Consider the following 22,600-nt stretch of genomic DNA (forward strand, 5'->3'; position numbering starts at 1 on the left):
AAGCGAGCGGTTGAGGTTGTATAAGCAGGGGCGAATCGCTTCGCCCCACGCAGATTACGGGCGGTAAACCTTCACATTAGTGAAGCCCTGCTCGTGCAGATAAAGCGCCTGCAGGCGGCTCATCACGCCACGGTCACAGTACAGCAGCCAGGTTTTGCTCTGGTCAAGATCGCCGAACTGGGTGCTGAGCTTATAGAAAGGCATACCCTTCACTTCCACCCCTTCCAGAGCCAGCGGCTCGTCGTCCTGCTCATCGGGTGAGCGGATATCCAGCACCACATCGTTATCGCCAAAGGAAACCACGGTTTCCACTTCCACCACTTCCTGCTGGGTGTCTTCTGCAATCTGACGGATATCGACATTAGTCGCTTCTTCCACCATTTTGTCGAGGATAGCAAAGTCGAAATTCTGCTCTTCCGCCTCAATTTTCGCCTTCACTGCCTTCACCGTCGGGCTTTTTGAAATCACCCCACAGTATTCCGGCATGGTCCGGGCGAAATCTTCCGTCCCGATGTGGCGGGCCAGATCGATAATGTGTTCTTTATCGTGGGAGATCAGCGGACGCAGGATCAGCGTGTCAGACGCATTATCAATCAGGCGCAGGTTAGTCAGCGTCTGGCTGGAAACCTGCCCCAGCGCTTCGCCGGTCACGATAGCCTGTACGCCATAGCGCTCGGCAATTTTTGAGGCGGCACGCACCATCATGCGCTTGAGTACCACCCCCATCTGACCGTCTTCGATTTTTTCCAGGATCTCACCGACTACCGGCTCAAAGTTGATCGCCACAAAGCGCACTTTATGCGAGCGTCCAAAGCGATTCCACAGATAGTGCGCCACCTGACGGACACCGATTTCATGTGCTGCACCGCCAAGGTTGAAGAAGCAGTAATGCACGCGGCAGCCACGACGGATCAGCATATAGCTGGAGACACCGGAGTCGAAACCGCCGGAAATCAGCGACATCACATCTTCCTGAGTACCAATAGGAAAGCCCCCGATACCTTCGTAACGGCCGGTGATCAGCAGCAGGCGATCGTCTTCGATCTCCAGATGCACCGTGACTTCCGGATGGTTCAGCTTCACCTGCGCGGTGGCAACGTGCTGATTCAGCCCACCGCCCACGTAGCGTTCAACATCCTGTGAGCTGAAGTCCTGCTTGCCACGTCGCTTCACGCGGACACAGAAAGTTTTCCCTTCGATCCTCTCGCGGTACAGCTCCAGCGCCTGCTCAAAAATGTTATGCATATTGGTGTACGGCCGGTCTTCCACCGCCAGCACGTGGTGGATGCCGGGGATACGCTGCAGTTCGTCAACAATGTTTTCGCGCTGGTTCTCATCTTTGGCACGCACTTCGATATGGTCCCAGTGGCGGACAACCGCCAGCGAGTCGTCGTAGTCTTTCAGCACGTTACGGATGTTGGTCGTCAGGATTTTGATAAAACGCAGACGAACAGACTGACTTTTGATGGTAATTTCGGGGAACAGCTTAATGATAAACTTCATGGAAGCATGGGCTCAAAGGGCAGTTAAGTGCTGTATTATCGGCACTTAGAGGGTAAAATCATCGTCTCGCAAAGTAGCTTATGCCCTTTGCAGCTAAGCCGCGGATTATACCACACCTGTCCGGCGACTGCTTCTTCATCTGTTGAGATCATTATTTTGCTAATCATTATGAGTCGGCTACCATGGACGGCTCCAAGGTGAAAAAAAACAACTTAGCCGAGAGCCATAATGCCAAAAAAAGCCGAACAGCCCGCCAGCTTTGAAACCTCTCTGGAACAGCTGGAGCAAATCGTCTCTCGTCTGGAAAGTGGGGATTTGCCGCTGGAAGAGGCGCTCAATGAGTTTGAGCGTGGCGTCCAGCTGGCCCGCGTGGGGCAGCAAAAATTGCAACAGGCAGAGCAGCGCGTGCAGATCCTGCTCAGCGATGATAAAGATGCCGAACTGAAGCCTTTCACGCCGGAAAATGACTGATGGATTTTAGCGCCCTTCTGACCGCGCACCACGCGCGCGTTAATCAGGCTTTACAACGCTTCATTGCCCCATTGCCGTTTCAGAGTTCTCCTCTGGTGAATGCCATGGAATATGGTGCATTATTAGGCGGTAAGCGGCTGCGTCCGTTTCTGGTGTATGCCACCGGAGAGATGCTGCACGCCGACAGCGCCGCGCTGGATGCGCCCGCCGCAGCGGTTGAATGCATTCACGCCTATTCGCTGATCCACGATGATCTTCCCGCCATGGATGACGACAGCCTTCGCCGCGGGCAGCCCACCTGCCATATTAAATTTGGCGAGGACACGGCTATTTTAGCGGGCGATGCGCTGCAAACGCTGGCATTTACCATTCTTGCTGATACACCGATGCCCGGCGTGACGGAATTCAACCGGATTGCGATGATTTCCGAACTGGCACAGGCCAGCGGTGTCGCCGGAATGTGTGGAGGCCAGGCGCTCGATCTGGCGGCTGAAGGCCAGCAGGTTAACCTGTCGGCGCTGGAACAAATTCATCGTCATAAAACCGGTGCGCTGATCCGCTCCGCAGTCCGCCTGGGTGCGCTGGCCGCCGGAGAACGCGGACGTGCTGCGATACCAGCGCTGGACCGTTACGCAAACGCTATTGGCCTGGCATTCCAGGTGCAGGATGACATACTCGATGTGGTGGGCGATACCGCCGTCATCGGAAAGCGGCAGGGAGCCGATCAGGATCTGGGAAAAAGCACCTATCCAGCCCTGTTGGGACTCGAAGGTGCACGTGCAAAAGCCTGGGATCTGTATCAGGAATCGCTCAGCGCACTGGAAACACTTGCCGCGCAATCATTTAACACAGCATCATTACAAGCACTGGCAAGTTACATAATTGAACGCAATAAATAACTTCCACAATGAGTCTCTGATGAGTTTTGATACTGCAAAATATCCGACGCTTGCACTGGCCGCTTCGGTACAAGAATTACGTTCACTGCCAAAAGAGAGCCTGCCAAAACTCTGTGACGATCTGCGCCAGTATTTACTGGACAGCGTCAGCCGCTCCAGCGGTCATTTTGCCTCCGGACTGGGCGTGGTGGAACTGACCGTTGCGCTGCATTATGTCTATAACACGCCATTTGATCATCTGGTGTGGGACGTGGGCCATCAGGCCTACCCGCATAAAATTCTGACCGGTCGCCGCGATCGTATCGGCACCATCCGGCAGAAAAACGGCCTGCATCCATTCCCGTGGCGCGATGAGAGCGAGTTCGACGTGCTGAACGTCGGCCACTCCTCCACCTCGATCAGCGCCGGGCTGGGTATGGCCGTAGCCGCCGGAAAAGAAGGCAAAGGCCGTCGTACAGCCTGTGTGATTGGCGACGGTGCTATTACCGCCGGAATGGCGTTTGAGGCGATGAACCACGCTGGCGACATCAAGCCGGACATGCTGGTGGTGCTGAACGACAACGAAATGTCGATTTCAGAAAACGTCGGTGCGCTGAACAATCGCCTGGCGCAGATCCTTTCCGGCAAGACTTACTCTCGCCTGCGCGAAGGCGGTAAAAAAGTGCTGACCGGCCTGCCGCCGATCAAAGAGCTGGTAAAGCGCACCGAAGAACATCTGAAAGGGATGGTGGTGCCCGGCACGCTGTTTGAAGAGCTGGGCTGGAACTATATCGGTCCGGTAGATGGCCACGACGTGCTGTCGCTGGTGCATACTCTGAAGAACATGCGTGACCTGAAAGGCCCGCAGTTCCTGCATATCATGACCAAAAAGGGCAAAGGCTACGCCCCGGCAGAAAAAGACCCGATCGCCTGGCACGCGGTGCCGAAGTTCGATCCAGCCAGCGGTCTGCTGCCAAAAGCGGCAGAAGGTCTGCCGGGCTACTCGAAAATCTTCGGTCAGTGGCTGAGCGAAACCGCCGCTGATGACGACAAGCTGATGGCTGTGACTCCGGCGATGCGTGAAGGCTCCGGTATGGTCAGCTTCTCACGCGACTACCCGGGGCAGTATTTTGACGTAGCAATTGCGGAACAGCACGCTGTGACCTTTGCTGCGGGCCTGGCGATTGGCGGTTACAAACCGGTGGTGGCGATCTACTCCACCTTCCTGCAGCGCGCTTACGATCAGCTGATCCATGACGTGGCTATCCAGAAACTGCCGGTGCTGTTCGCCATTGACCGTGGCGGCATCGTCGGCGCGGACGGGCAGACTCACCAGGGTGCCTTCGATATCTCCTTCCTGCGCTGTATTCCGAATATGGTGATCATGACGCCGAGCGATGAGAACGAGTGCCGCCAGATGCTGTATACCGGCTACCACTACTCTCAGGGGCCGAGCGCCGTACGTTATCCGCGCGGAACAGGTACTGGCGCAGAGCTGAAGCCACTCTCCTCGCTGCAGTTAGGGAAAGGCGTGGTGAAGCGCGAAGGCGAAAAGCTGGCGATCCTCAACTTTGGTACGCTGCTGCCAGAAGCGGCCGCGGTGGCTGATTCGCTGAATGCCACTCTGGTGGATATGCGCTTTGTGAAGCCGCTGGATGAGGCGTTAATCCTCGAACTGGCCGCCAGCCATGAGGCGCTGATCACTCTGGAAGAAGGGGCGATTAAAGGCGGTGCCGGTAGCGGCGTGATTGAACTGCTGATGGCTAAACGGCTGCTGGTACCGGTGCTGAATATCGGCCTGCCCGATGAGTTTATTCCGCAGGGCACTCAGGACGAAATTCGCCATGACTATCTGCTGGATGCTGAAGGGATTGCACAGCAAATCAGCCACTGGCTGGCACAGTAATACCGCACGATGCTCCCCGTCCGGGGAGCTTTTCACCTGCTATGCTTAACGGGAATTTCACCGGCTGGTAAGCCGTAAACCGATAGCAGGAGCCTGCATGAAAACCCTTCAATTAGGCAGCACCGACCTGACCGTTTCCCGCCTTTGCCTGGGCTGCATGACTTTTGGTGAGCCTGACCGTGGCCGCCATGCCTGGACTTTACCCGAAGAGAGCAGCAGACCGCTGATCAGGCAGGCGCTGGAGTCCGGCATTAACTTTTTCGATACCGCCAACAGCTACTCAGACGGCAGCAGCGAAGAGATCGTGGGCCGTGCCCTGAAAGAGTTCGCCCGCCGCGACGAGATCGTGGTGGCAACCAAAGTCTATTTTCCGATGAGCAACCTGGCCGGAGGTCTGTCCCGCGCCAACATTATGCAATCCATTGATGACAGCCTTGGCCGTCTGGGCATGGATCATGTTGACCTGCTGCAGATCCACCGTTGGGACTACAACACGCCACTGGAGGAGACTCTGGAAGCGCTGCACGACGTAGTGCAATCCGGCAAGGCCCGTTACATCGGCGCATCCTCGATGTTTGCCTGGCAGTTTGCCAAAGCGCTTTATACAGCCGATCGCCATGGCTGGACGCGCTTTGTCAGCATGCAGGACCAGTACAACCTGATCCAGCGCGAAGAGGAGCGTGAAATGCACCCGCTCTGCCAGGCAGAAAATATTGCCGTGCTGCCATGGAGTCCACTGGCGCGTGGACGGCTGACTCGTCCGTGGGGTGAAACCACCGCCCGCTCGGTTTCAGATGAATTTGGCAGCACGCTGTATGACAAAACCGAAGAGAATGACGGCGCGATTGCCCAGCGGGTGGCGAAGATAGCCGAAGATAAAGGCGTCAGCCGGGCGCAGATTGCACTGGCATGGATGCTGGCAAAACCTGCGGTCACCGCACCGATTATCGGGGCATCGCGTTCAGAGCAGCTGGCCGACCTGGTTAAAGCAGTGAATGTGGAGCTGACGCAGGAAGAGATGATCGAGCTGGAAAGCGTCTATCAGCCGCACAACGTGGTGGGCTTCGAATAACCCTCGGGCGACAAATAAAGCGCAATCATGAAAGCAGGCTTTGCGGATTTTTTCCGAAAGCCTGTACCTTAACTGACAACATGCTCACGACACGTATGGCCGTCAGCGGTTGATCGAGCGGGCCATCCGCGCGTAGGTATGACGTACACCGCGAACAGCGATACTGTACGCCTGAATATTCTCCGGCAAAGCGATCCCTGTATAGCCGGTATCACCAATATGATGCAGATCGGCACCCGCCATTTTGCACATCAGCGCTATCTGCCTGATCGTCGACACATCGCAGCCTTCCTGTGAAGTGCCAATAGCCGTCATCACCATTTTACCAGCCTGATGACTATGACTGATTAACTGCTCCGCATAGGCCTGAGTGATACCAGGCACTGTTCCGGGCGCGGGGATCAGTAAAATATCTGCGCCACAGGCAATAAACTTATCGACATCGGCAGTGGTGATGATTTTTTCACCCGCAGCAGGAAGAATACCCGCCGAGTGCATTTTGCCCGCGATGATCACCAATTTGTCACCGGTAGCTTCCCGGATTGCACGAATGCAGTTACCTATAGCCTCGTTACTGACACCATTGCCTGGATTCCCGGTCAGGACAATAAACTTTGCCCCCATCTCTACCAGCTTCAACGCATTTTGCGACGTTGCCAGCCGTCCGGCTTTCATCGCCCAAAATTCATTATGATGATCGGTAAATCCGGGATCGACAGCTTCAAGATTGACGCCAATGACACGCCCTGTAAGGCGCTGCAAATCCCGCAAGGTCTCACCGGGTTCGCTGCCAGCAGGCATCCCCTGTACGCAAGGGGAGTTGACATCGAACATATTCAGGAGGAGCAAATCGGCCCCCTGGCTGGCGGCCAGTTCGGCGTTGGTCACCGACATCAGCAAAGGTTGTACGGCAGAGATTGTCTCGCTGACGATAATGCGTCCTTCACTCTGGCGCAGCGAATCCAGCAATTCCCGGGCCTGAAGAGCCGCCAGTTCCGAGGCGCTGCAGTCAAGATAGCGTTTAACCATATAAAGCTCCTTATAAAAAGGAGACATTATAGGCAGCAGATCAGCTGACTGGCTGTGAAACAACCCACATAATTTTCATCGCGAATTAACACTGCTTACAGCGTCAGATGCAGCCCCGCATAGTAAAGAATACCGGCGGAGATAATCCCGGCCACGATATCATCAACCATAATGCCCATGCCGCCGTGCACGTTGCGATCAAACCAGCGAATGGGCCACGGTTTCCACATATCCAGAATACGAAACACCACGAATCCCGCCAGCACCCATTTCCAGTTATTTACCGGGATCGCCATCAGCGTAATCCACATCCCGATAAACTCATCCCAGACGATACTGCCGTGATCGTGCACGCCCATATCTTTCGCCGTACGGTGGCAAAGGTAGACCCCAATACAGATGCCGAACATCACCAGCAGCGAATAAATATCCGGCGGCAGGTAAATCATCAGGCACCAGAACGGGATCGCGGCCAGGGAACCCATGGTGCCCGGCACATAAGGGCTTAACCCGCTGCCAAACCCCGTTGCCAGCAGGTGCCACGGATTGCTCATTTTCAGGCGACTTTTCGCCACGTCTTTATCGCGAGGCAAAATGATCAAATCCTTTCAATTCGCTTTCCACCGGTTTGCCATCCTGCAGCAGCACCAGCCCTTCAGACTGCGGAGCCATCTGCCCGATGCAGGTAAACGGTACGCCGTAATGTCCCAGCGCCACGTCCAGAGCACCACGGTTGATTTCCGGCACGGTAAAGCACAGTTCGTAGTCTTCACCGCCGCTAAGCGCCCAGCGCAGAGCCTGGTCAGGCTCAAAATGCTGCTTCATCACCTTTGATAGCGGCAGGGCATCCAGATTCAGACGCGCACCACAATCGCTGGCCTTCAGGATATGGTGAAGGTCGGAGATCAGCCCGTCGGAGAGATCGATAGCCGAGGTGGCGAGATCGCGCAACGCCTGGCCCTGCAGAATACGCGGCATCGGGCGCAGATGGCGCTTGATCAGCGCTTCATGTGCCACCGGATCGTTAATTTTCATATGATGCTGTAACAGCGCCAGCCCTGCCGCACTGTCGCCCAGCGTGCCGGTGACGTAAATCCAGTCTCCCGGTCGGGCACCAGAGCGTTTCAGCGCCCTGCCCTGCGGCACCAGGCCGTGAATGCCCAGCGTCAGGCTTAGCGGCCCGCGAGTGGTGTCGCCCCCAACCAGTTGCATATCGTAGTAGTCGAGCAGCTCAAACAGGCTGTCGCTGAAGTCTTTCAGCCAGACTTCATTCACTTCCGGCAGGGTCAGTGCCAGCGTCAGCCACGCCGGGTCAGCCCCCATTGCCGCCAGATCGCTGAGATTAACCGCCAGCGCTTTGTAGCCGAGATCGGAAGGATGGATATCGCGCAGGAAATGCACGCCTTCAACCAGCGTGTCGGTGCTGATTGCCAGGGTCTGTTTTTCCGGCAGAGTCAGTAATGCGCAGTCGTCGCCGATGCCTTTTTCCACATCGCGACGGGAGCTTGTCACGCGGTCAAAATAACGCGCGATAAGTTCAAATTCGCCACATGCCATACACTGTGTTCCGAGTCTGAAAATGAAGAAGGCCGGTTAAACCGGCCTGAGAGGATTACTTCTTATTGGGGCGGATATGAGGAGCGGCTTTGTCCAGCACGCCGTTGACAAACTTGTGGCTGTCTTCGGCACCAAACACTTTGGCCAGCTCAATCCCCTCGTTGATTGCCACCTTGTAGGGAACGTCGGCACGCTTGCTCAGCTCGAACAGTGAGATGCGCAGAACGGCCTTCTCTACCTGGCCCAGCTCTTCCAGCTGGCGGGACAGGTAAGGCTTCATCAGGCCGTCGAGATACGCGCTGTTGGTCGCAACGCCGCTCAGCAGCTCACGGAAGTAGCTGATATCAACGTCTTTGACGTCTTGCTCCGCAAGAAACTGATATTCGACATCAGCGATGTCGTTGTTAGATAACTGCCAGGAGTAAAGTGCCTGGACAGCACATTCACGGGCGCGGCGGCGAGCAGCAGGTTTCACGAAATTCCCCTTAGGATCAGGCTTTGATGGCTTTCAATACGTTAATCATTTCTAGTGCGGTCAGGGCAGCTTCCGCCCCTTTGTTACCCGCTTTGGTTCCGGCGCGTTCGATGGCCTGCTCGATGTTTTCCGTCGTCAGGACGCCAAAGGCAACCGGGATATCGCTGTTCATTGCCACGCTGGCCAGGCCAGAGCTGGCTTCACCGGCCACGTATTCGAAGTGGGCAGTGCCACCGCGGATCACGGTGCCCAGCGCCACTACGGCGTCGTGCTTGCCGGCTTTCGCCAGCGCGCGCGCGGTGGTTGGCATTTCATAGGCACCCGGCACCCAGACTACGGTGATGTTTTCATCTTTCACCTGGCCAATACGTTTTAACGCATCGAGGGCACCGCTCAGCAGGCTGTCGTTGATAAAGTTGTTGAAACGCGCAATAACAATGGCCACGCGCGCATCAGGAGTAGCAACAGCAGCTTCAATAACTTTCATAATTTTCCTTTCAGGGTTCTGTTATGGCCCCGCAGGGGGGCGGATTCTATCACACTCTTAAACGGTCTGCTTCCGGAGATTCACTCCGTTACCGCCTGGCGACTGGATTCTTGTCAGCAGGCCATAAATCAGGCTGTCAACGTAAGGCGCAAGTCTGGCCCCACCTGACGAATATCGCTGAATGTGAGCGCAGGAGCTTCAGCAAGTTGTGCTAAACCAGGCAGATAGCACAGACCACGCGCCGAATCACCAAGCAGTTTTGGTGCCAGGTAGACAATCAACTCGTCCACCACGCCCGCAGTCAGCAACGCGCCCGCCAGCTTAGCGCCGGCTTCCACCCAGACGTTGTTAATCTGCCGACGTCCCAGCAGCATCATCAGCGACACCAAATCTACCTGTTCATTGAGCTTAGGTGCAGTGAACTGTTCCACATTCTCTGGCCAGGCCTGCGTATCGGCCTGATGACGGGCCAGCCAGGTCTGCCCCGGCTGTGCAATCAGGCGGTGCTGCGGCGTAACCCGGTTATGGCCATCAATTACCACCCGCACTGGCTGACGTAAATTTTCCTGCGCATATATGGCCTGCGTCTCCGCACTTAATTCATCCCAGCGCACGGTCAGCGAAGGATCGTCTGCCAGCACCGTGGCACTGGTGGTCAGGATAGCCGAGCTTTGCGCACGCAGGCGCTGTACATCACGGCGAGCTTCCGGGGAGGTTATCCACTGGCTTTCACCGCTGGCCATTGCCGTACGACCATCCAGCGAAGCACCCATCTTCAACTGTACCCATGGGAAGCCGGTGCGCATCCTCTTGAGAAAGCCCCGGTTCAGCGCTTCTGCTTCCTGCATCATCAGACCTGAGCTGACCTCAATTCCTGCCTGCTGAAGCCGATACAAACCGCGTCCTGCCACTTCCGGGTTCGGGTCCTGCATGGCAGCAACCACCCGGCTGACGCCAGCGGCAATTAAAGCATCACAGCAGGGCGGCGTGCGGCCATGATGGCTGCAAGGCTCCAGCGTGACATAAGCAGTTGCGCCGCGCGCTTTCTCACCAGCCATCCTCAGCGCGTGTACTTCGGCATGCGGCTCCCCGGCGCGAAAATGATATCCTTCGCCGACCATTTCGCCGTCACGGACAATCACGCAGCCGACGTTAGGATTTGGAGTGGTGGTGAACCGACCCCGACGGGCCAGTTCAAGGGCTCGCGCCATCCAGACTTCATCTTGCATGGTTCAGTCCTGTAAGCGGGCGATCTCTTCGCCAAATTCACGGATATCTTCAAAACTACGATAAACAGAAGCAAAGCGGATATAGGCCACTTTATCGAGCTTTTTCAGCTCGTCCATCACCAGATTGCCGATCATCTTACTGGGCACTTCACGCTCGCCGGTGGAGCGCAGCTGGCTCTTGATATGGCTGATGGCGTTTTCCACATCGTCGGAATTCACCGGGCGCTTCTCCAGCGCTTTCAGCATGCCGCTGCACAGCTTGTCTTCGTTAAACGGTTCGCGGATCTCGTTGCTTTTGACCACCCGTGGCATCACCAGCTCGGCCACTTCGAAAGTGGTGAACCGCTCATGGCACACCAGACACTGACGGCGGCGACGCACCGAGGTGCCTTCCCCCACCAGGCGGGAATCGATCACTTTGGTATCCACAGCGGAACAGAACGGGCAATGCATGGTGCTTCCTGATAATCCTGGAAATTTGACCACAGTGTAGCGCGAAGTCAACGCTAACAAAATAACGGGCTGTCCATTTCCGCCCTTTCCCGGAAAAGTTCGTTCCCCGATGACTTTCAGACAGCCGTACGCAGTACAGCCTCGACTTTCCCGCTATAATAACTTAGTTACATAGCGTAACTTTTTCTCTTATCAAGGATTAACCGGAGGATATATGGGACTGTTTAACTTCGTAAAAGAAGCAGGTGAGAAATTGTGGGACTCCGTTACCGGCTCAGGTGACGATCAGAGTAAGAAACTGCAGGACTACATCAGTAAGCTGGGCCTGCCCGGCGCGGATAAGGTGGATGTGAAAGTCACCGACGGCAAAGCCAGCATCAGCGGTGACGCAATCTCCCAGGAGCTGAAGGAGAAGATCCTGATTGCTGCTGGTAACGTGGCCGGTATTACCTCGGTGGAAGATAACGTTAACGTCGCGCAGCCCGCCACAGAAGCAAAATTCTATACGGTGAAGAAAGGCGACACCCTGAGTGCCATTTCACGTGAAGTGTATGGTGATGCAAACAAATACAATAAGATATTCGAGGCTAACAAGCCGATGCTGTCTCATCCGGACAAAATCTATCCCGGGCAGACACTGCGTATTCCTGAATAATTTAACTGCAAGGAGCTGACTGGTTATGACCAGAGTGGTAATGAGAAAGCCCGTTTTGCTGGTAGCAGCACTGCTGCTGGCAGGTTGTGCAACGCCCTCACAGCAGCCGGAATTGAACAAGCTGCATACTCAGGTTGGCAAGCTGAATGGCGAACTGCGCCAGCTGACCCAACAGGCTACGGCGCTGACCCAGCAGAACATGCTTAACACTAACTCCACTCAGGGCGCGTGGCTGTTGCCCGCCGCCAACACCGCGGTGGTGCTGAAAAGCCAGGCAGGCGATGTTCGCCTGTCGCTGAGCCATGTTTCAAGTGAAGCCAACGGGACCCGTGCGATCCTGAATATCCGCGCGGCCGGAGAAAAGCCCCTTCCGGCCTTCACCGTCCGTGTCGAATGGGGAGAAATGGATCCGACAACCGGTAAACCGTTGCAGGTCGACAGCCAGAGTCAGTTGATCAACGTGGCGGGATCTCTGCTGCCACGCAGTGAAGTGACCATCCCGCTGCGGCTGAGCAACACCGTGCCGGAACAGTCAGGTTACATTCGCGTTCATGACCTCGTGGTACAGGCTCCCGTTCAACCCACCAGCCAGCCATAAAAAAAGGGCCGCTTTCGCGGCCCTTCTCATTTCTGACAGTCCAGCTTAAGGCAGAATTGAAGGCTGATCTGCGCCCTCTTTTTCCACTTTCTGCACCAGCATATGCTCGCGCTTCATGCCCAGCTTCAACGCCAGCGCCGAAGAAACATAAATTGACGAGACAGTACCGATAGTCACACCGATCAGCATAGTCAGTGAGAAGCCTTTCAGCAGCTCACCGCCAAACACGAACAGGATCAGAATCATCGCTAACGTGGTCAGCGAGGTAATCAGCGTTCGGCTCAGCGTTTGGGTCAGCGACACATTGGTAATATCGTAAGAGGATCCCCGGCGAATCTTGCGGAAATTCTCACGGATACGGTCGGAGACAACAATTTTATCGTTAAGCGAATAACCAATTACCGACATCAGCGACGCGACAATGGTAAGGTCAATTTCGACCCGAAACAGCGCCAGCAGACCGCTGGTGATGATCACATCGTGTGCCAGCGCCAGCACGGTACCCAGGGCCAGACGCCATTCAAAACGGAACCCAATGTAGATCAAAATCGCTATCAGTGCCGACAGCAGTGCCATCGCCCCCGTTTGCGCCAAATCACTGCCGACGCTGGGACCAACGAATTCGATACGCTTAACACTGGCGTTCTGCTGAGTCGTCTGATTGATAACCGAAACCACCTTGTTACCTAATTCCGTACCAGCCGGACCTGACACCGGTGCCATACGCACTATCACGTCACGGCTGCTGCCGAAATTCTGCACCTGTGGCTCGTGAAAACCGGCTTTCACCAAATCATCACGTAGCACCTCAAGATCGGCCGGTTTTTCCAGGTTGATTTCAATTACCGTACCACCGGTAAAATCAAGTCCCCAGTTGAAACCACGTAAGCCAATAACAGCCACCGCAGCCACAATCAGTAGCCCTGAGATAATAAAGGCCAGTCGGTCCCAGCTCATAAAATCAATGACTTTACGGCCGTGGTTCAACTGTTCAACGTTATATTCCTGTGCCACAACGCACTCCTCAGATAGACAGCTTATTGATGCGTTTGCCACCGTAAACCAGATTAACAATGGCACGGGTACCTATAATCGCCGTGAACATCGACGTCCCAATACCGATTGCGGTAGTAATCGCAAAGCCTTTGATCGAACCGGTTCCGACCGCATACAGAATGATAACTTTGATCAGAGTGGTAATGTTCGCATCGACAATACTTGAGAAAGCGCCTTTATAGCCTTCATGAATTGCCTGCTGAACAGAACGACCGTTACGCAGCTCTTCTTTAATACGCTCGTTAATCAGAACGTTAGCATCGACGGCTACCGCCAGCGTCAACACAATACCGGCAATACCCGGCATGGTCAGCGTCGCGCCTGGCAGCAATGACATGATACCGACAATCAGCACCAGGTTAAGCAGCAGCGCAGAGGTCGCAATCAGACCAAACTTCTTGTAGAAGATAATCATGAACAGGATCGAGGCGATCAGGCCCCACAGACAGGCTTCCAGACCCTGAGTGATGTTCTGCTGACCCATAGTCGGGCCAATAGTCCGCTCTTCCACAATCTGAATTGGGGCAATCAACGCACCGGCACGCAGCAGCAGCGACAGCTGGCGGGCTTCGTTAGGGTTGCTGATACCAGTGATACGGAAGCTGTTACCCAGACGAGACTGGATGTTGGCCACGTTAATCACTTCTTCCTGCTTCGCCAGAATCGCCCGGCCGTTGGCATCTTTCTTACCGCTGTCTTTGTATTCCACAAACAGGGTTGCCATTGGCTTGCCGATATTGTCCTTGGTGAAGTTGGACATGATGTTACCACCGGCACTGTCCAGCGAGATGTTGACCTGTGCCTGGTTGTACTCATCCTGGCTCGACGTGGAGTCAGTGATGTGGTCACCGGTCAGGATCACACGCTTGTACAGCGTCACTGGCTGGCCGTCACGGGGGTTTTTCACTTCTGAGTCGCCCGGTACGCGGCCGTTAGCAGCAGCAGTTGGGTCGACAGAAGTGTTTACCAGACGGAATTCCAGGGTGGCAGTCGCGCCCAGAATCTCTTTCGCCCGCGCGGTATCCTGAATACCAGGCAGTTCCACGACGATACGGTCAGAGCCCTGACGCTGCACCAGTGGCTCAGCCACGCCCAGCTGGTTAACACGATTACGCAGGATGTTGATGTTCTGCTGCACCGCGTATTCACGCGCTTCACGCAGACGCTCGTCGGTCATCACCGCTCGCAGGGCATTGCTGCCGCTGGTGTTGATCACCATGTCACGGTGGCGACCAGTCAGATAGCTGACGGCTTCATCACGCGCCTGACCGTCACGGAAACGAATTTCCAGACCGTAGTTATCAGTTTTGCGAACGTTGGTATAAGGAATGTTTTTGTCACGCAGATCGCTGCGCAGGTTGTCGATGTTCTGCTCCTGGAGTTTCCCCAGAGCGGTATCCATATCGACTTCCATCAGGAAGTGTACGCCGCCACGCAGATCGAGACCGAGTTTCATCGGTTCTGCCTGCAGCAGGCTCAGCCAGGCTGGCGTGGCAGGGGCAAGGTTAAGCGCTACAACGTAGTTCTCACCCAACGCCTGAGTAATGGCATCACGGGCACGCAGCTGCACGTCACCGTTGGCAAAACGCGCCATAATCGCGCCATTTTCAAGCAGCAGTGATTTGCTCTGAATATTATTTTTTTTCAGTACGTCCTGGATCTGACCCAGCGTTTGCTCACTGGCGGCGCTTCCGCGCGCACCAGTGACCTGAACAGCCGGATCCTCACCATAAAGGTTGGGAAGTGCGTACACCAGACCGACGATTAACACGACGATCAGCATGATGTACTTCCACAAAGGATAACGGTTTAACACGGCAGTTCCCTTAGGGAAAACAAAAAATTACAGCGCCTTCATCGTACCTTTCGGCAGAACGGCAGCCACGAAATCACGTTTGACCACAACTTCCGTTGTATCGTTCAGCGCGATTGCCACATAGCCAGTTTCAGCCACTTTGGTCACACGACCCACCAGACCACCGGTGGTCAGCACTTCATCACCCTTGGAAATGGAGTCCATCAGTTTTTTGTGCTCTTTCGCACGTTTCTGCTGTGGGCGCAGGATCATGAAATAGAAAATCAGACCAAACACCACCAGCATAATGACCAGTGAATACGGGCTTCCCTGAGATGGCGCCCCAGCGGCTGCCACTGCGTCAGAAATGAATAAGCTCATTAAATTTCCCTCATTGTTTAATTATCAGACGTTTAACGGCGGAACCGCCTTGCCCGTCCGGTCATAGAATTCGGTAACAAAGTGCTCTAATTTACCCTCTTCAATAGCCTGGCGTAAACCCGCCATCAAACGCTGGTAATAGCGCAGGTTATGAATGGTGTTCAGGCGCGCACCCAGTATTTCGTTACAACGATCAAGATGATGCAAGTAGGCGCGGCTGTAATGGCGACAGGTGTAGCAATCACAGTCGGCATCGAGCGAGGACGTGTCATCTTTATACTTCGCGTTGCGGATTTTCACCACGCCATCGGTCACAAACAGGTGACCATTGCGGGCATTTCGGGTTGGCATCACGCAGTCAAACATATCAATGCCGCGACGCACGCCTTCCACCAGATCCTCGGGTTTGCCGACGCCCATCAGGTAGCGCGGTTTGTCCTCAGGGATCTGCGGGCAGACATGCTCAAGAATCCGGTGCATATCCTCTTTTGGCTCGCCGACCGCCAGGCCGCCCACAGCGTAACCATCAAAGCCAATCTCTACCAGCCCTTTTACCGAGACATCTCGTAAATCTTCGTAAACCCCACCCTGGATAATGCCGAAAAGCGCATTTTTATTCTCAAGGGAATCAAAGCGATCACGACTACGTTGTGCCCAGCGCAGCGACATCTCCATCGAGCGCTTGGCATAATCCCAGTCGGCCGGGTAAGGCGTACACTCGTCAAAGATCATCACGATATCGGAGCCCAGATCGTACTGGATCTCCATGGATTTTTCCGGGTCGAGGAAGATCGCATCGCCGTTGATTGGGTTGCGGAAATGCACGCCTGCTTCGGTGATCTTACGAATGTCACCCAGGCTAAAGACCTGGAAACCGCCGGAATCAGTAAGGATCGGCCCTTTCCACTGCATAAAGTCGTGCAGGTCGCCATGCAGCTTCATGATCTCCTGACCCGGACGCAGCCATAAATGGAAGGTATTGCCGAGGATGATCTGAGCTCCGGTTTCCTGTACCTCTTCCGGCGTCATGCCTTTAACGGTGCCATAGGTGCCCACCGGCATAAATGCCGGAGTTTCCACCACGCCACGGTCAAAGACCAGACGGCCACGGCGCGCGCGCCCATCGGTAGTATCTAATTCGAACTTCACGTTGCCTCCACCAGAGAAACAGTCTGATGATTGATAAAAAGTGGCGCATTCTAACAACCATCTGAGTCGCTGCACAAGCAAGCCCACAAGTATAGAGTCAGTTATTATTTGCTGATTTATGCCACATTGAACCCTAGTTATGACACAAATTTGCCCCCTTCAGACAAGCCAGTAACAGTTAATCCTTCACGACCATACGGACTTCATCGTTCGGTAATAAATCCTCATATGCTTTGCCGCTTTCAGCCCGGTAATTTGGATGCAGAAAGCAAAAAAACTTACCCAAAGGCCAGGCTGCGTTGTTTATTAGAGGGTGCGTTGTGACAACCATAACACTATGCTTTATAATAGTTTTTGCGTAACACAGGAGAATTATTTATTTCTTATTTTTTGTAAACAACTGCGCTTACCTTGTGGCGCTAAATTTAAGGGAGAATGGAAGCATGGCCCGTGATATAGCCCCCGGATATTGTGTGGTGGAACGACCCGGAACGCTTGATTATCAGGCACGGGAACTGTTCAGGGATATTCGTTCACCAGCCACCAGCCTGTTTATGAAACTTAATGCGGATACGCAGTATCTGAAACCAGGCCAGATTTTGATTGTGGCTGACCCGGATACGCCTGACCAGCAAACAATGCAGATGCTGAATACGCTCCGGCAGGCAAAGCATAAAACCAATGCGGCTCTCACTGGGGTGAGTGGTGAAGATGCCAGCTTTATGCAGAAACATTATGGAATGATTGCCGGGCTGACCGCTGCCGGAGACAAGATTTTTGGAACAGCTGGAGACGTTGGAGAAAAGTATTTTAATGCTATTGAGCAAACCTTAAAAAAAATTGAGGCCAGCTACCAGAATCAATTTCGTACTCAGGGTACGCTGATAGGACAGCAATTTTTTGTTGAGCGAAATCAGTTGCTGCATCAGCTAAAGGAACTGGTCAACAAGCCGCTGTTAAAATCCCTTGCCCGGTATACCGTGAAATTCCAACAGTATGAAAATATGAAGAGGGCGCTAAACCTCTCCAGCCGTTCAATCGTACATGAGTGGTCCACTGTGGGGATGGGTGGGATACCGGGCTATTCCTACTATGTCGGCAATGCGGCCAGAGCGGCGCGTTTCCTCAGGATGGGCGGCTACGTTGGCATTGGATTTTCGTTTGCCGGAACGACCAATGATGTGGTTGATGCCTGCAGTAAAGGGCGTGAGAGTGAATGTGGAAAAATTGCTTTTAAACAATATGCCAGGTTTGTAGCTGGGACTGGTGGTGGAATGTTGGGCGGTATATATGGAAGTACTGCAATGGTTGGTGTTTGTGCCGGCATAGGGATTGCTACGGTCGGCATTGGAGGCGTCGCTTGTGCAGCCGTTGGTTCTATGGCTGGCGGGTACGTGGGAGGCACTGGTTTAGAAGCCTTAGTCAATACAGTGATTGAATATTATGATAAGTAATAAATCATTAGCCACTTTAGCATTGTTTTTTCTGATGTTGGGTAGCAGCATGCTAATAATCTCTCTGTTAATTTATGCGGTTAAAAGGAGAGAGTATTACAAGCTAGTTACATCATATACTGAAAAGTATATATTCCCCCCCCCCTGTTCCTTTTGGCACATGATGGGATTTTTTGGTGCGTTCCCGGTTTTGCATTTTTTTATAAAATTAAAAAAGGGGAAAAAAATATTTTTTATGGATCGTAACGATCCTGCTTATACTTTCTTTGATAATAAAGATATCGTTATACACACATGGATGAAGTTCTTCTCTTTCCTTTGGATGGCAGCAACGGTGTGTTATCTCTTGTTTGCTTTTTTTGGCCTGCTTTTACCATAATCACTAAGGCCCATACCAGGGCCTTTGCTCAGCATCAGTTATCCATTTCCAACCTGACATCCAGCATCGACAGACAGCCGTCAATAAACCTCTCTGCCATCTGAATTTACAACGGGCAAAAATTATTTACTGACTTTCTCATCCACCGCTTCAGGATTGCGGGTGATAAACATCGCATCGCCGTAGCTGAAGAAGCGGTACTGATCCGCTACCGCCTGCTGATAAGCCTGCATGGTGTTGCGGTAACCGGCAAAGGCCGAGACCAGCATAATCAGCGTGGATTCCGGCAGGTGGAAGTTGGTCACCAGCGCATCAATCACCTGATACTGGTAGCCCGGAAAGATAAAGATTTTGGTGTCATCGAAGAACGGCGCTATCAGCGCGTCGGTTGCTGCCTGCGCCGCGCTTTCCAGCGAACGGACAGAAGTTGTGCCCACGGCCACCACGCGATTTCCGCGAGCCTTGCAGGCCAACACGGCATCAACCACTTCCTGCGGCACTTCGGCATATTCGGCATGCATGATGTGGTCTTCGATACTCTCCACCCGCACCGGCTGGAAAGTTCCCGCGCCAACGTGCAGAGTGACGAAAGCGGTTTCAATCCCCTTAACCCGCAATGCTTCAAGCATCGGTTGATCAAAATGCAGACCGGCGGTCGGCGCGGCAACAGCCCCAGGACGTTCGCTGTAGACTGTCTGATACAGCTCGCGGTCCGCCTCTTCATCCGGACGATCAATATAAGGAGGCAGCGGCATATGGCCAACGGCGTTGAGGATATCCAGCACTGCACGTTCATCGTCAAAGTGAAGCTCAAACAGCGCATCGTGACGGGCGACCATAGTGGCCCTGACGCTTTCGTCGTCACCAAGCAGCAGTTCAGTGCCTGGTTTTGGCGCTTTAGAGGAACGTACGTGAGCCAGCACGCGGTGATCGTCCAACATCCGTTCCACCAGAACTTCAATTTTCCCACCGCTGGCCTTGCGACCAAATACTCGCGCTGGAATCACCCGCGTGTTGTTGAACACCAGCAGGTCGCCCGGATTGAGTTTATCCAGTAAATCGGTGAACACCCCATGCGTCAGCTCGCCGTCCGGCCCATTAAGGGACAGAAGACGGCATCCGCTGCGTTGGGCCTGCGGATAGTGGGCAATCAAAGAATCGGGCAACTCAAAAGAAAAATCGGCAACGCGCATGGTCATTCACTGTCAGGGAAATCAGGGGGCACATTCTAGCTGAAATCCCGCTATATCTAAACAACCGTGAGATAACGCCGCTGTGATGGCAATGAATAAGGCGATATACTCCCCCGATGAACTTTCTTGCCCATCTCCATCTCGCTTCACTGGCTGACAGCTCCCTGATCGGTAATCTGATGGCCGACTTTGTGCGCGGCAATCCGCGCGAGGTCTGGCCGGAAAAGGTTGCAGCAGGGATTCTGCTGCACCGGCGTATCGACGTGATGACCGATTCGCTGCCTGAAGTGCGGGCAGCGCGCAGTTTATTCCGGCCAGAAACTTATCGTGTAGCCCCGATTACGCTGGACGTTATCTGGGATCATTTTCTGTCATTAAACTGGGATAAAATTCACCCGGAAAAATCTTTGCCAGCTTTTCTGGCCAATTGCAGAAGTGTGATCGAACCGAAATTACACACCACACCGGAGCGGTTCCGCACACTTAATCTTTACTTATGGACCGACCGCTGGATGGAGAAGTATGCCGAAGCGGCTTATTTGCAGAGTGTATTAAGCGGCATGGCCAGCCGTCGTCCCCGCCTGGCGGCATTGACGGACTCGTTCCAGGATTTCATCGCGCATTATCAGCAATTTAGCGAACTCTTCTGGCAGTTCTACCCGCAGATGATGGCAAAAGCTTCGCAGCAGGCTCTCTGAGCGGCAGATAAACGCATAACCCTTGCCCTTTTGGCAAAAAAGGTTATTGTATGAGGCTTCCTTGTGAATAATTTTTTTTCGATAGGTTTAACCTATCGGAACAATCGATGAATTACGCTGGTTCGTGGGCCGAAGTCGCCCGTATACTTGCGTTCTTGTCTTCTTAATCTAACTACCTTTACAGGAGTGAACATGGTCCTGGTAACTCGTCAAGCCCCTGATTTTACTGCCGCAGCTGTGCTGGGCAACGGTGAAATCGTTGAAAACTTCAACTTTAAAAAACACACCGCTGGTAAAGCCACCGTTGTGTTCTTTTGGCCAATGGATTTCACTTTCGTTTGCCCTTCTGAACTGATCGCTTTCGACAAGCGTTACGAAGAGTTCCAGAAGCGCGGTGTGGAAGTTGTAGGCGTTTCCTTCGACTCCGAGTTCGTACACAACGCATGGCGTAAAACTCCAATTGAAAAAGGCGGCATCGGCGAAGTGAAATACGCCATGGTTGCTGACATCAAGCGTGAAATCCAGAAAGCCTACGGCATCGAGCACCCGGACGCAGGCGTTGCGCTGCGCGGTTCATTCCTGATCGACAAAGCCGGTGTGGTCCGCCACCAGGTTGTTAACGATCTGCCGCTGGGTCGTAACGTAGACGAAATGCTGCGTATGGTTGACGCGCTGCAGTTCCACGAAGAGCACGGCGAAGTGTGCCCGGCTCAGTGGGAAAAAGGAAAAGAAGGTATGGGCGCGTCTCCGGATGGCGTGGCCAAATACCTGTCTGAGAACGCTGGCAAGCTGTAATCGCCGCCTCTTAGTCCGAAAAAGCCCGCAAATGCGGGCTTTTTTTTGCGCCTGAGATAAGGCCAGGGCATGCTGACCGTTGTCTTCAGCCGAAAGCGCATGGATGAACCTGATGCCCGATGTGATCAAAACCTTCCCGATAGTGATGCTGGCCGCAGCGCTGGCTGCTCCTTTTCTGGCCCACGCCGCCCCCCATTACACCCTGGAAAAAGTGGTGGAAGTCAGCCGCCACGGTGTCCGCCCGCCCTCTCCTGATAACCGTAAAGAGATTGAAGCCGGAACGGCGCGATCCTGGGCCAACTGGCTGACACCGGACGGCGACCTCACCGGCCATGGCTACACCGCAGTCTGGCTGAAGGGGCAATATGAAAGTCAGCGTTATCACCAGCTCGGCCTGCTGAAAGACGGCTGTCCTGCCAGCGGAGAATTCTACGTTCGCGCCAGCCCGCTCCAGCGAACCCGGGCGACGGCGAAAGCGCTGACGGAAGCGGCTTTCCCTGGCTGCAACATTGCCATTATCAGTGAAAAAGAAGATCCCCTTTTCTTTACCCCGGCTAAAAAAGCCAGCCCTGAAGAGGCTGAAGCAACCCGTCAGCAGGCGCTGCAGGCAATGGGCGGTAACCTTGCCAGCGCTCAGCAACGCTTACAGCCGCAAATTGGCGCACTAAGAAAGGCAGTCTGCCCGCCAGGGCAAAGCTGCCCGATCTTCAGCCAGCCATGGGAACTGAAAAGCTGGTCGTCCGGTGGTGTTGGCATCAAAGGTCTGGACTCGCTGGCGGCGATGGCCGAAACGATCCGGCTGGAATACAGCGAGAACAAACCCACCGCTCAGGTGGCATTCGGGCATGCCCGCAGTGCTGAAGAGGTTGCCAGACTGCTGCCGCTGCTGACCGCAAAATATGATTACACCAACGATCTGCAAGGCCCGGCACAGCGCGGTGCTTCGCTACTGATGGATCAGATTTCCAGAGCGCTGCAACAGGGTGTAACCGACCAGCAAAATGCCCCACCTGACGTCCGCTGGCTGCTGTACGTGGCGCATGATATCAATATCTCCTGGCTGCGTACCCTGCTGGACTTCCGCTGGCAGCAAGGCCTCTATCCCCCGGGCAATATTCCTCCCGGCGGCAGCCTGGTGTTTGAACGCTGGCGCAATGACCACCAGCAACGTTTTATCCGCATCTATTTTCAGTCGCAGGGTCTGGATCAGCTGCGCCAGCTGACGCCACTCAGTCAGCGCAATCCTCCGTTGCTCAGCGAGCTGAAGTTCACTGGCTGCAAGGCAACCCCGGTGGGCACGCTTTGCCCATATGACATATCACTGCAACGTATTGAGAAGAATATAGATCGTTCGTCGATCGCACCGATCGACTCTCCGCAACCATGA

Annotated in this window: 24 protein-coding genes; 11 read left to right on the forward strand and 13 right to left on the reverse strand. The window is 54.2% G+C overall.

From position 1 onward, the window contains the following. Window positions 1-54: 54 nt before the first annotated feature. A complete protein-coding gene (gene thiI, locus GSQ70_RS15195) occupies window positions 55-1,503 on the reverse strand; it encodes a tRNA uracil 4-sulfurtransferase ThiI (RefSeq protein ID WP_158783322.1) in 1,449 nt (482 codons plus the stop codon). A 228-nt stretch (window positions 1,504-1,731) separates the two neighbouring features. Here thiI and xseB point away from each other — a divergent pair, with 228 nt between their 5' ends. The 4 genes from xseB (at window position 1,732) to GSQ70_RS15215 (ending at window position 5,830) form a co-directional block, all read left to right on the forward strand. Next, window positions 1,732-1,974: an exodeoxyribonuclease VII small subunit gene (gene xseB / locus GSQ70_RS15200; RefSeq protein WP_158783323.1), complete on the forward strand. Its 243-nt coding sequence runs from the start codon at window positions 1,732-1,734 to the stop codon at window positions 1,972-1,974. Continuing rightward, window positions 1,974-2,873, forward strand: a complete 900-nt coding sequence (gene ispA, locus GSQ70_RS15205; RefSeq protein ID WP_158783324.1) for a (2E,6E)-farnesyl diphosphate synthase — start codon at window positions 1,974-1,976, stop codon at window positions 2,871-2,873. The genes xseB and ispA overlap by 1 nt, the downstream gene beginning before the upstream one ends. A 19-nt stretch (window positions 2,874-2,892) precedes the next feature. Then, the gene (gene dxs, locus GSQ70_RS15210) at window positions 2,893-4,758 is read left to right on the forward strand and encodes a 1-deoxy-D-xylulose-5-phosphate synthase (protein WP_158783325.1); all 1,866 of its coding nucleotides are present in this window, start codon (window positions 2,893-2,895) and stop codon (window positions 4,756-4,758) included. A 97-nt stretch (window positions 4,759-4,855) separates the two neighbouring features. Then, a complete protein-coding gene (locus GSQ70_RS15215; protein WP_158783326.1) occupies window positions 4,856-5,830 on the forward strand; it encodes an aldo/keto reductase in 975 nt (324 codons plus the stop codon). Between the two features lie 102 nt (window positions 5,831-5,932). Here the strand turns inward: GSQ70_RS15215 and GSQ70_RS15220 are convergent, their stop codons facing one another. From GSQ70_RS15220 to nrdR, 7 genes are all read right to left on the reverse strand, one after another. Beyond that, a complete protein-coding gene (locus GSQ70_RS15220) occupies window positions 5,933-6,859 on the reverse strand; it encodes a haloacid dehalogenase-like hydrolase (protein ID WP_158783327.1) in 927 nt (308 codons plus the stop codon). Between the two features lie 95 nt (window positions 6,860-6,954). Then, on the reverse strand, window positions 6,955-7,461 hold the full coding sequence (gene pgpA / locus GSQ70_RS15225) for a phosphatidylglycerophosphatase A (protein WP_158783328.1): 507 nt from the start codon (window positions 7,459-7,461) through the stop codon (window positions 6,955-6,957). Then, the gene (thiL, locus tag GSQ70_RS15230) at window positions 7,439-8,416 is read right to left on the reverse strand and encodes a thiamine-phosphate kinase (protein ID WP_158783329.1); all 978 of its coding nucleotides are present in this window, start codon (window positions 8,414-8,416) and stop codon (window positions 7,439-7,441) included. The genes pgpA and thiL overlap by 23 nt, the downstream gene beginning before the upstream one ends. A 55-nt stretch (window positions 8,417-8,471) precedes the next feature. Further along, window positions 8,472-8,891, reverse strand: a complete 420-nt coding sequence (nusB, locus tag GSQ70_RS15235; protein WP_158783330.1) for a transcription antitermination factor NusB — start codon at window positions 8,889-8,891, stop codon at window positions 8,472-8,474. 16 nt (window positions 8,892-8,907) lie between these two features. Beyond that, window positions 8,908-9,378 carry a 6,7-dimethyl-8-ribityllumazine synthase gene (gene ribE / locus GSQ70_RS15240; protein ID WP_158783331.1) on the reverse strand — a complete coding sequence of 157 codons (471 nt, stop codon included), beginning with the start codon at window positions 9,376-9,378 and terminating at the stop codon, window positions 8,908-8,910. A gap of 128 nt (window positions 9,379-9,506) precedes the next feature. Next, the gene (ribD, locus tag GSQ70_RS15245; protein WP_158783332.1) at window positions 9,507-10,607 is read right to left on the reverse strand and encodes a bifunctional diaminohydroxyphosphoribosylaminopyrimidine deaminase/5-amino-6-(5-phosphoribosylamino)uracil reductase RibD; all 1,101 of its coding nucleotides are present in this window, start codon (window positions 10,605-10,607) and stop codon (window positions 9,507-9,509) included. Between the two features lie 3 nt (window positions 10,608-10,610). Next, entirely contained in the window at window positions 10,611-11,060 is a 450-nt protein-coding gene (nrdR, locus tag GSQ70_RS15250; protein ID WP_158783333.1) for a transcriptional regulator NrdR, read from the reverse strand. A 214-nt stretch (window positions 11,061-11,274) separates the two neighbouring features. Here nrdR and lysM point away from each other — a divergent pair, with 214 nt between their 5' ends. Then, window positions 11,275-11,715, forward strand: coding sequence for a peptidoglycan-binding protein LysM (gene lysM / locus GSQ70_RS15255; protein WP_158783334.1), 441 nt, complete (start codon window positions 11,275-11,277; stop codon window positions 11,713-11,715). A 25-nt stretch (window positions 11,716-11,740) separates the two neighbouring features. Next, complete coding sequence (locus GSQ70_RS15260; RefSeq protein ID WP_158783335.1) at window positions 11,741-12,313, forward strand: DUF3251 domain-containing protein; 573 nt, start codon at window positions 11,741-11,743, stop codon at window positions 12,311-12,313. Between the two features lie 45 nt (window positions 12,314-12,358). Here GSQ70_RS15260 and secF read toward each other — a convergent pair whose 3' ends face one another. Genes secF through tgt form a run of 4 tightly spaced genes read right to left on the reverse strand, consistent with a single transcriptional unit; the run spans window position 12,359 to window position 16,694 of the window. Then, window positions 12,359-13,327: a protein translocase subunit SecF gene (gene secF / locus GSQ70_RS15265; RefSeq protein WP_158783336.1), complete on the reverse strand. Its 969-nt coding sequence runs from the start codon at window positions 13,325-13,327 to the stop codon at window positions 12,359-12,361. 10 nt (window positions 13,328-13,337) lie between these two features. Next, a complete protein-coding gene (secD, locus tag GSQ70_RS15270; RefSeq protein WP_158783337.1) occupies window positions 13,338-15,185 on the reverse strand; it encodes a protein translocase subunit SecD in 1,848 nt (615 codons plus the stop codon). 27 nt (window positions 15,186-15,212) lie between these two features. Beyond that, window positions 15,213-15,545, reverse strand: a complete 333-nt coding sequence (gene yajC, locus GSQ70_RS15275; RefSeq protein WP_024967238.1) for a preprotein translocase subunit YajC — start codon at window positions 15,543-15,545, stop codon at window positions 15,213-15,215. A gap of 24 nt (window positions 15,546-15,569) precedes the next feature. Beyond that, window positions 15,570-16,694: a tRNA guanosine(34) transglycosylase Tgt gene (gene tgt / locus GSQ70_RS15280; protein WP_158783338.1), complete on the reverse strand. Its 1,125-nt coding sequence runs from the start codon at window positions 16,692-16,694 to the stop codon at window positions 15,570-15,572. 443 nt (window positions 16,695-17,137) lie between these two features. Between tgt and GSQ70_RS15285 the strand changes: the two genes are divergently transcribed. Next, window positions 17,138-18,148 carry a hypothetical protein gene (locus GSQ70_RS15285; protein ID WP_158783339.1) on the forward strand — a complete coding sequence of 337 codons (1,011 nt, stop codon included), beginning with the start codon at window positions 17,138-17,140 and terminating at the stop codon, window positions 18,146-18,148. Then, window positions 18,138-18,527, forward strand: coding sequence for a hypothetical protein (locus GSQ70_RS15290; RefSeq protein ID WP_158783340.1), 390 nt, complete (start codon window positions 18,138-18,140; stop codon window positions 18,525-18,527). The genes GSQ70_RS15285 and GSQ70_RS15290 overlap by 11 nt, the downstream gene beginning before the upstream one ends. Before the next feature lie 122 nt (window positions 18,528-18,649). Here GSQ70_RS15290 and queA read toward each other — a convergent pair whose 3' ends face one another. Then, window positions 18,650-19,720: a tRNA preQ1(34) S-adenosylmethionine ribosyltransferase-isomerase QueA gene (gene queA / locus GSQ70_RS15295; RefSeq protein ID WP_158785328.1), complete on the reverse strand. Its 1,071-nt coding sequence runs from the start codon at window positions 19,718-19,720 to the stop codon at window positions 18,650-18,652. 116 nt (window positions 19,721-19,836) lie between these two features. On the opposite strand from queA, the gene GSQ70_RS15300 reads away from it, so the two are divergent. The 3 genes from GSQ70_RS15300 to GSQ70_RS15310 all read left to right on the forward strand — a co-directional run bounded on the left by GSQ70_RS15300 (window position 19,837) and on the right by GSQ70_RS15310 (window position 22,600). Beyond that, complete coding sequence (locus GSQ70_RS15300; RefSeq protein ID WP_158783341.1) at window positions 19,837-20,418, forward strand: ACP phosphodiesterase; 582 nt, start codon at window positions 19,837-19,839, stop codon at window positions 20,416-20,418. A 192-nt stretch (window positions 20,419-20,610) separates the two neighbouring features. Next, window positions 20,611-21,213: a peroxiredoxin C gene (locus GSQ70_RS15305; RefSeq protein ID WP_158783342.1), complete on the forward strand. Its 603-nt coding sequence runs from the start codon at window positions 20,611-20,613 to the stop codon at window positions 21,211-21,213. 79 nt (window positions 21,214-21,292) lie between these two features. Then, complete coding sequence (locus GSQ70_RS15310) at window positions 21,293-22,600, forward strand: histidine-type phosphatase (protein WP_233268314.1); 1,308 nt, start codon at window positions 21,293-21,295, stop codon at window positions 22,598-22,600.

It is taken from the genome of Pantoea sp. BAV 3049 (genome assembly GCF_009765445.1).
Classification (GTDB): Bacteria; Pseudomonadota; Gammaproteobacteria; order Enterobacterales; family Enterobacteriaceae; genus Erwinia.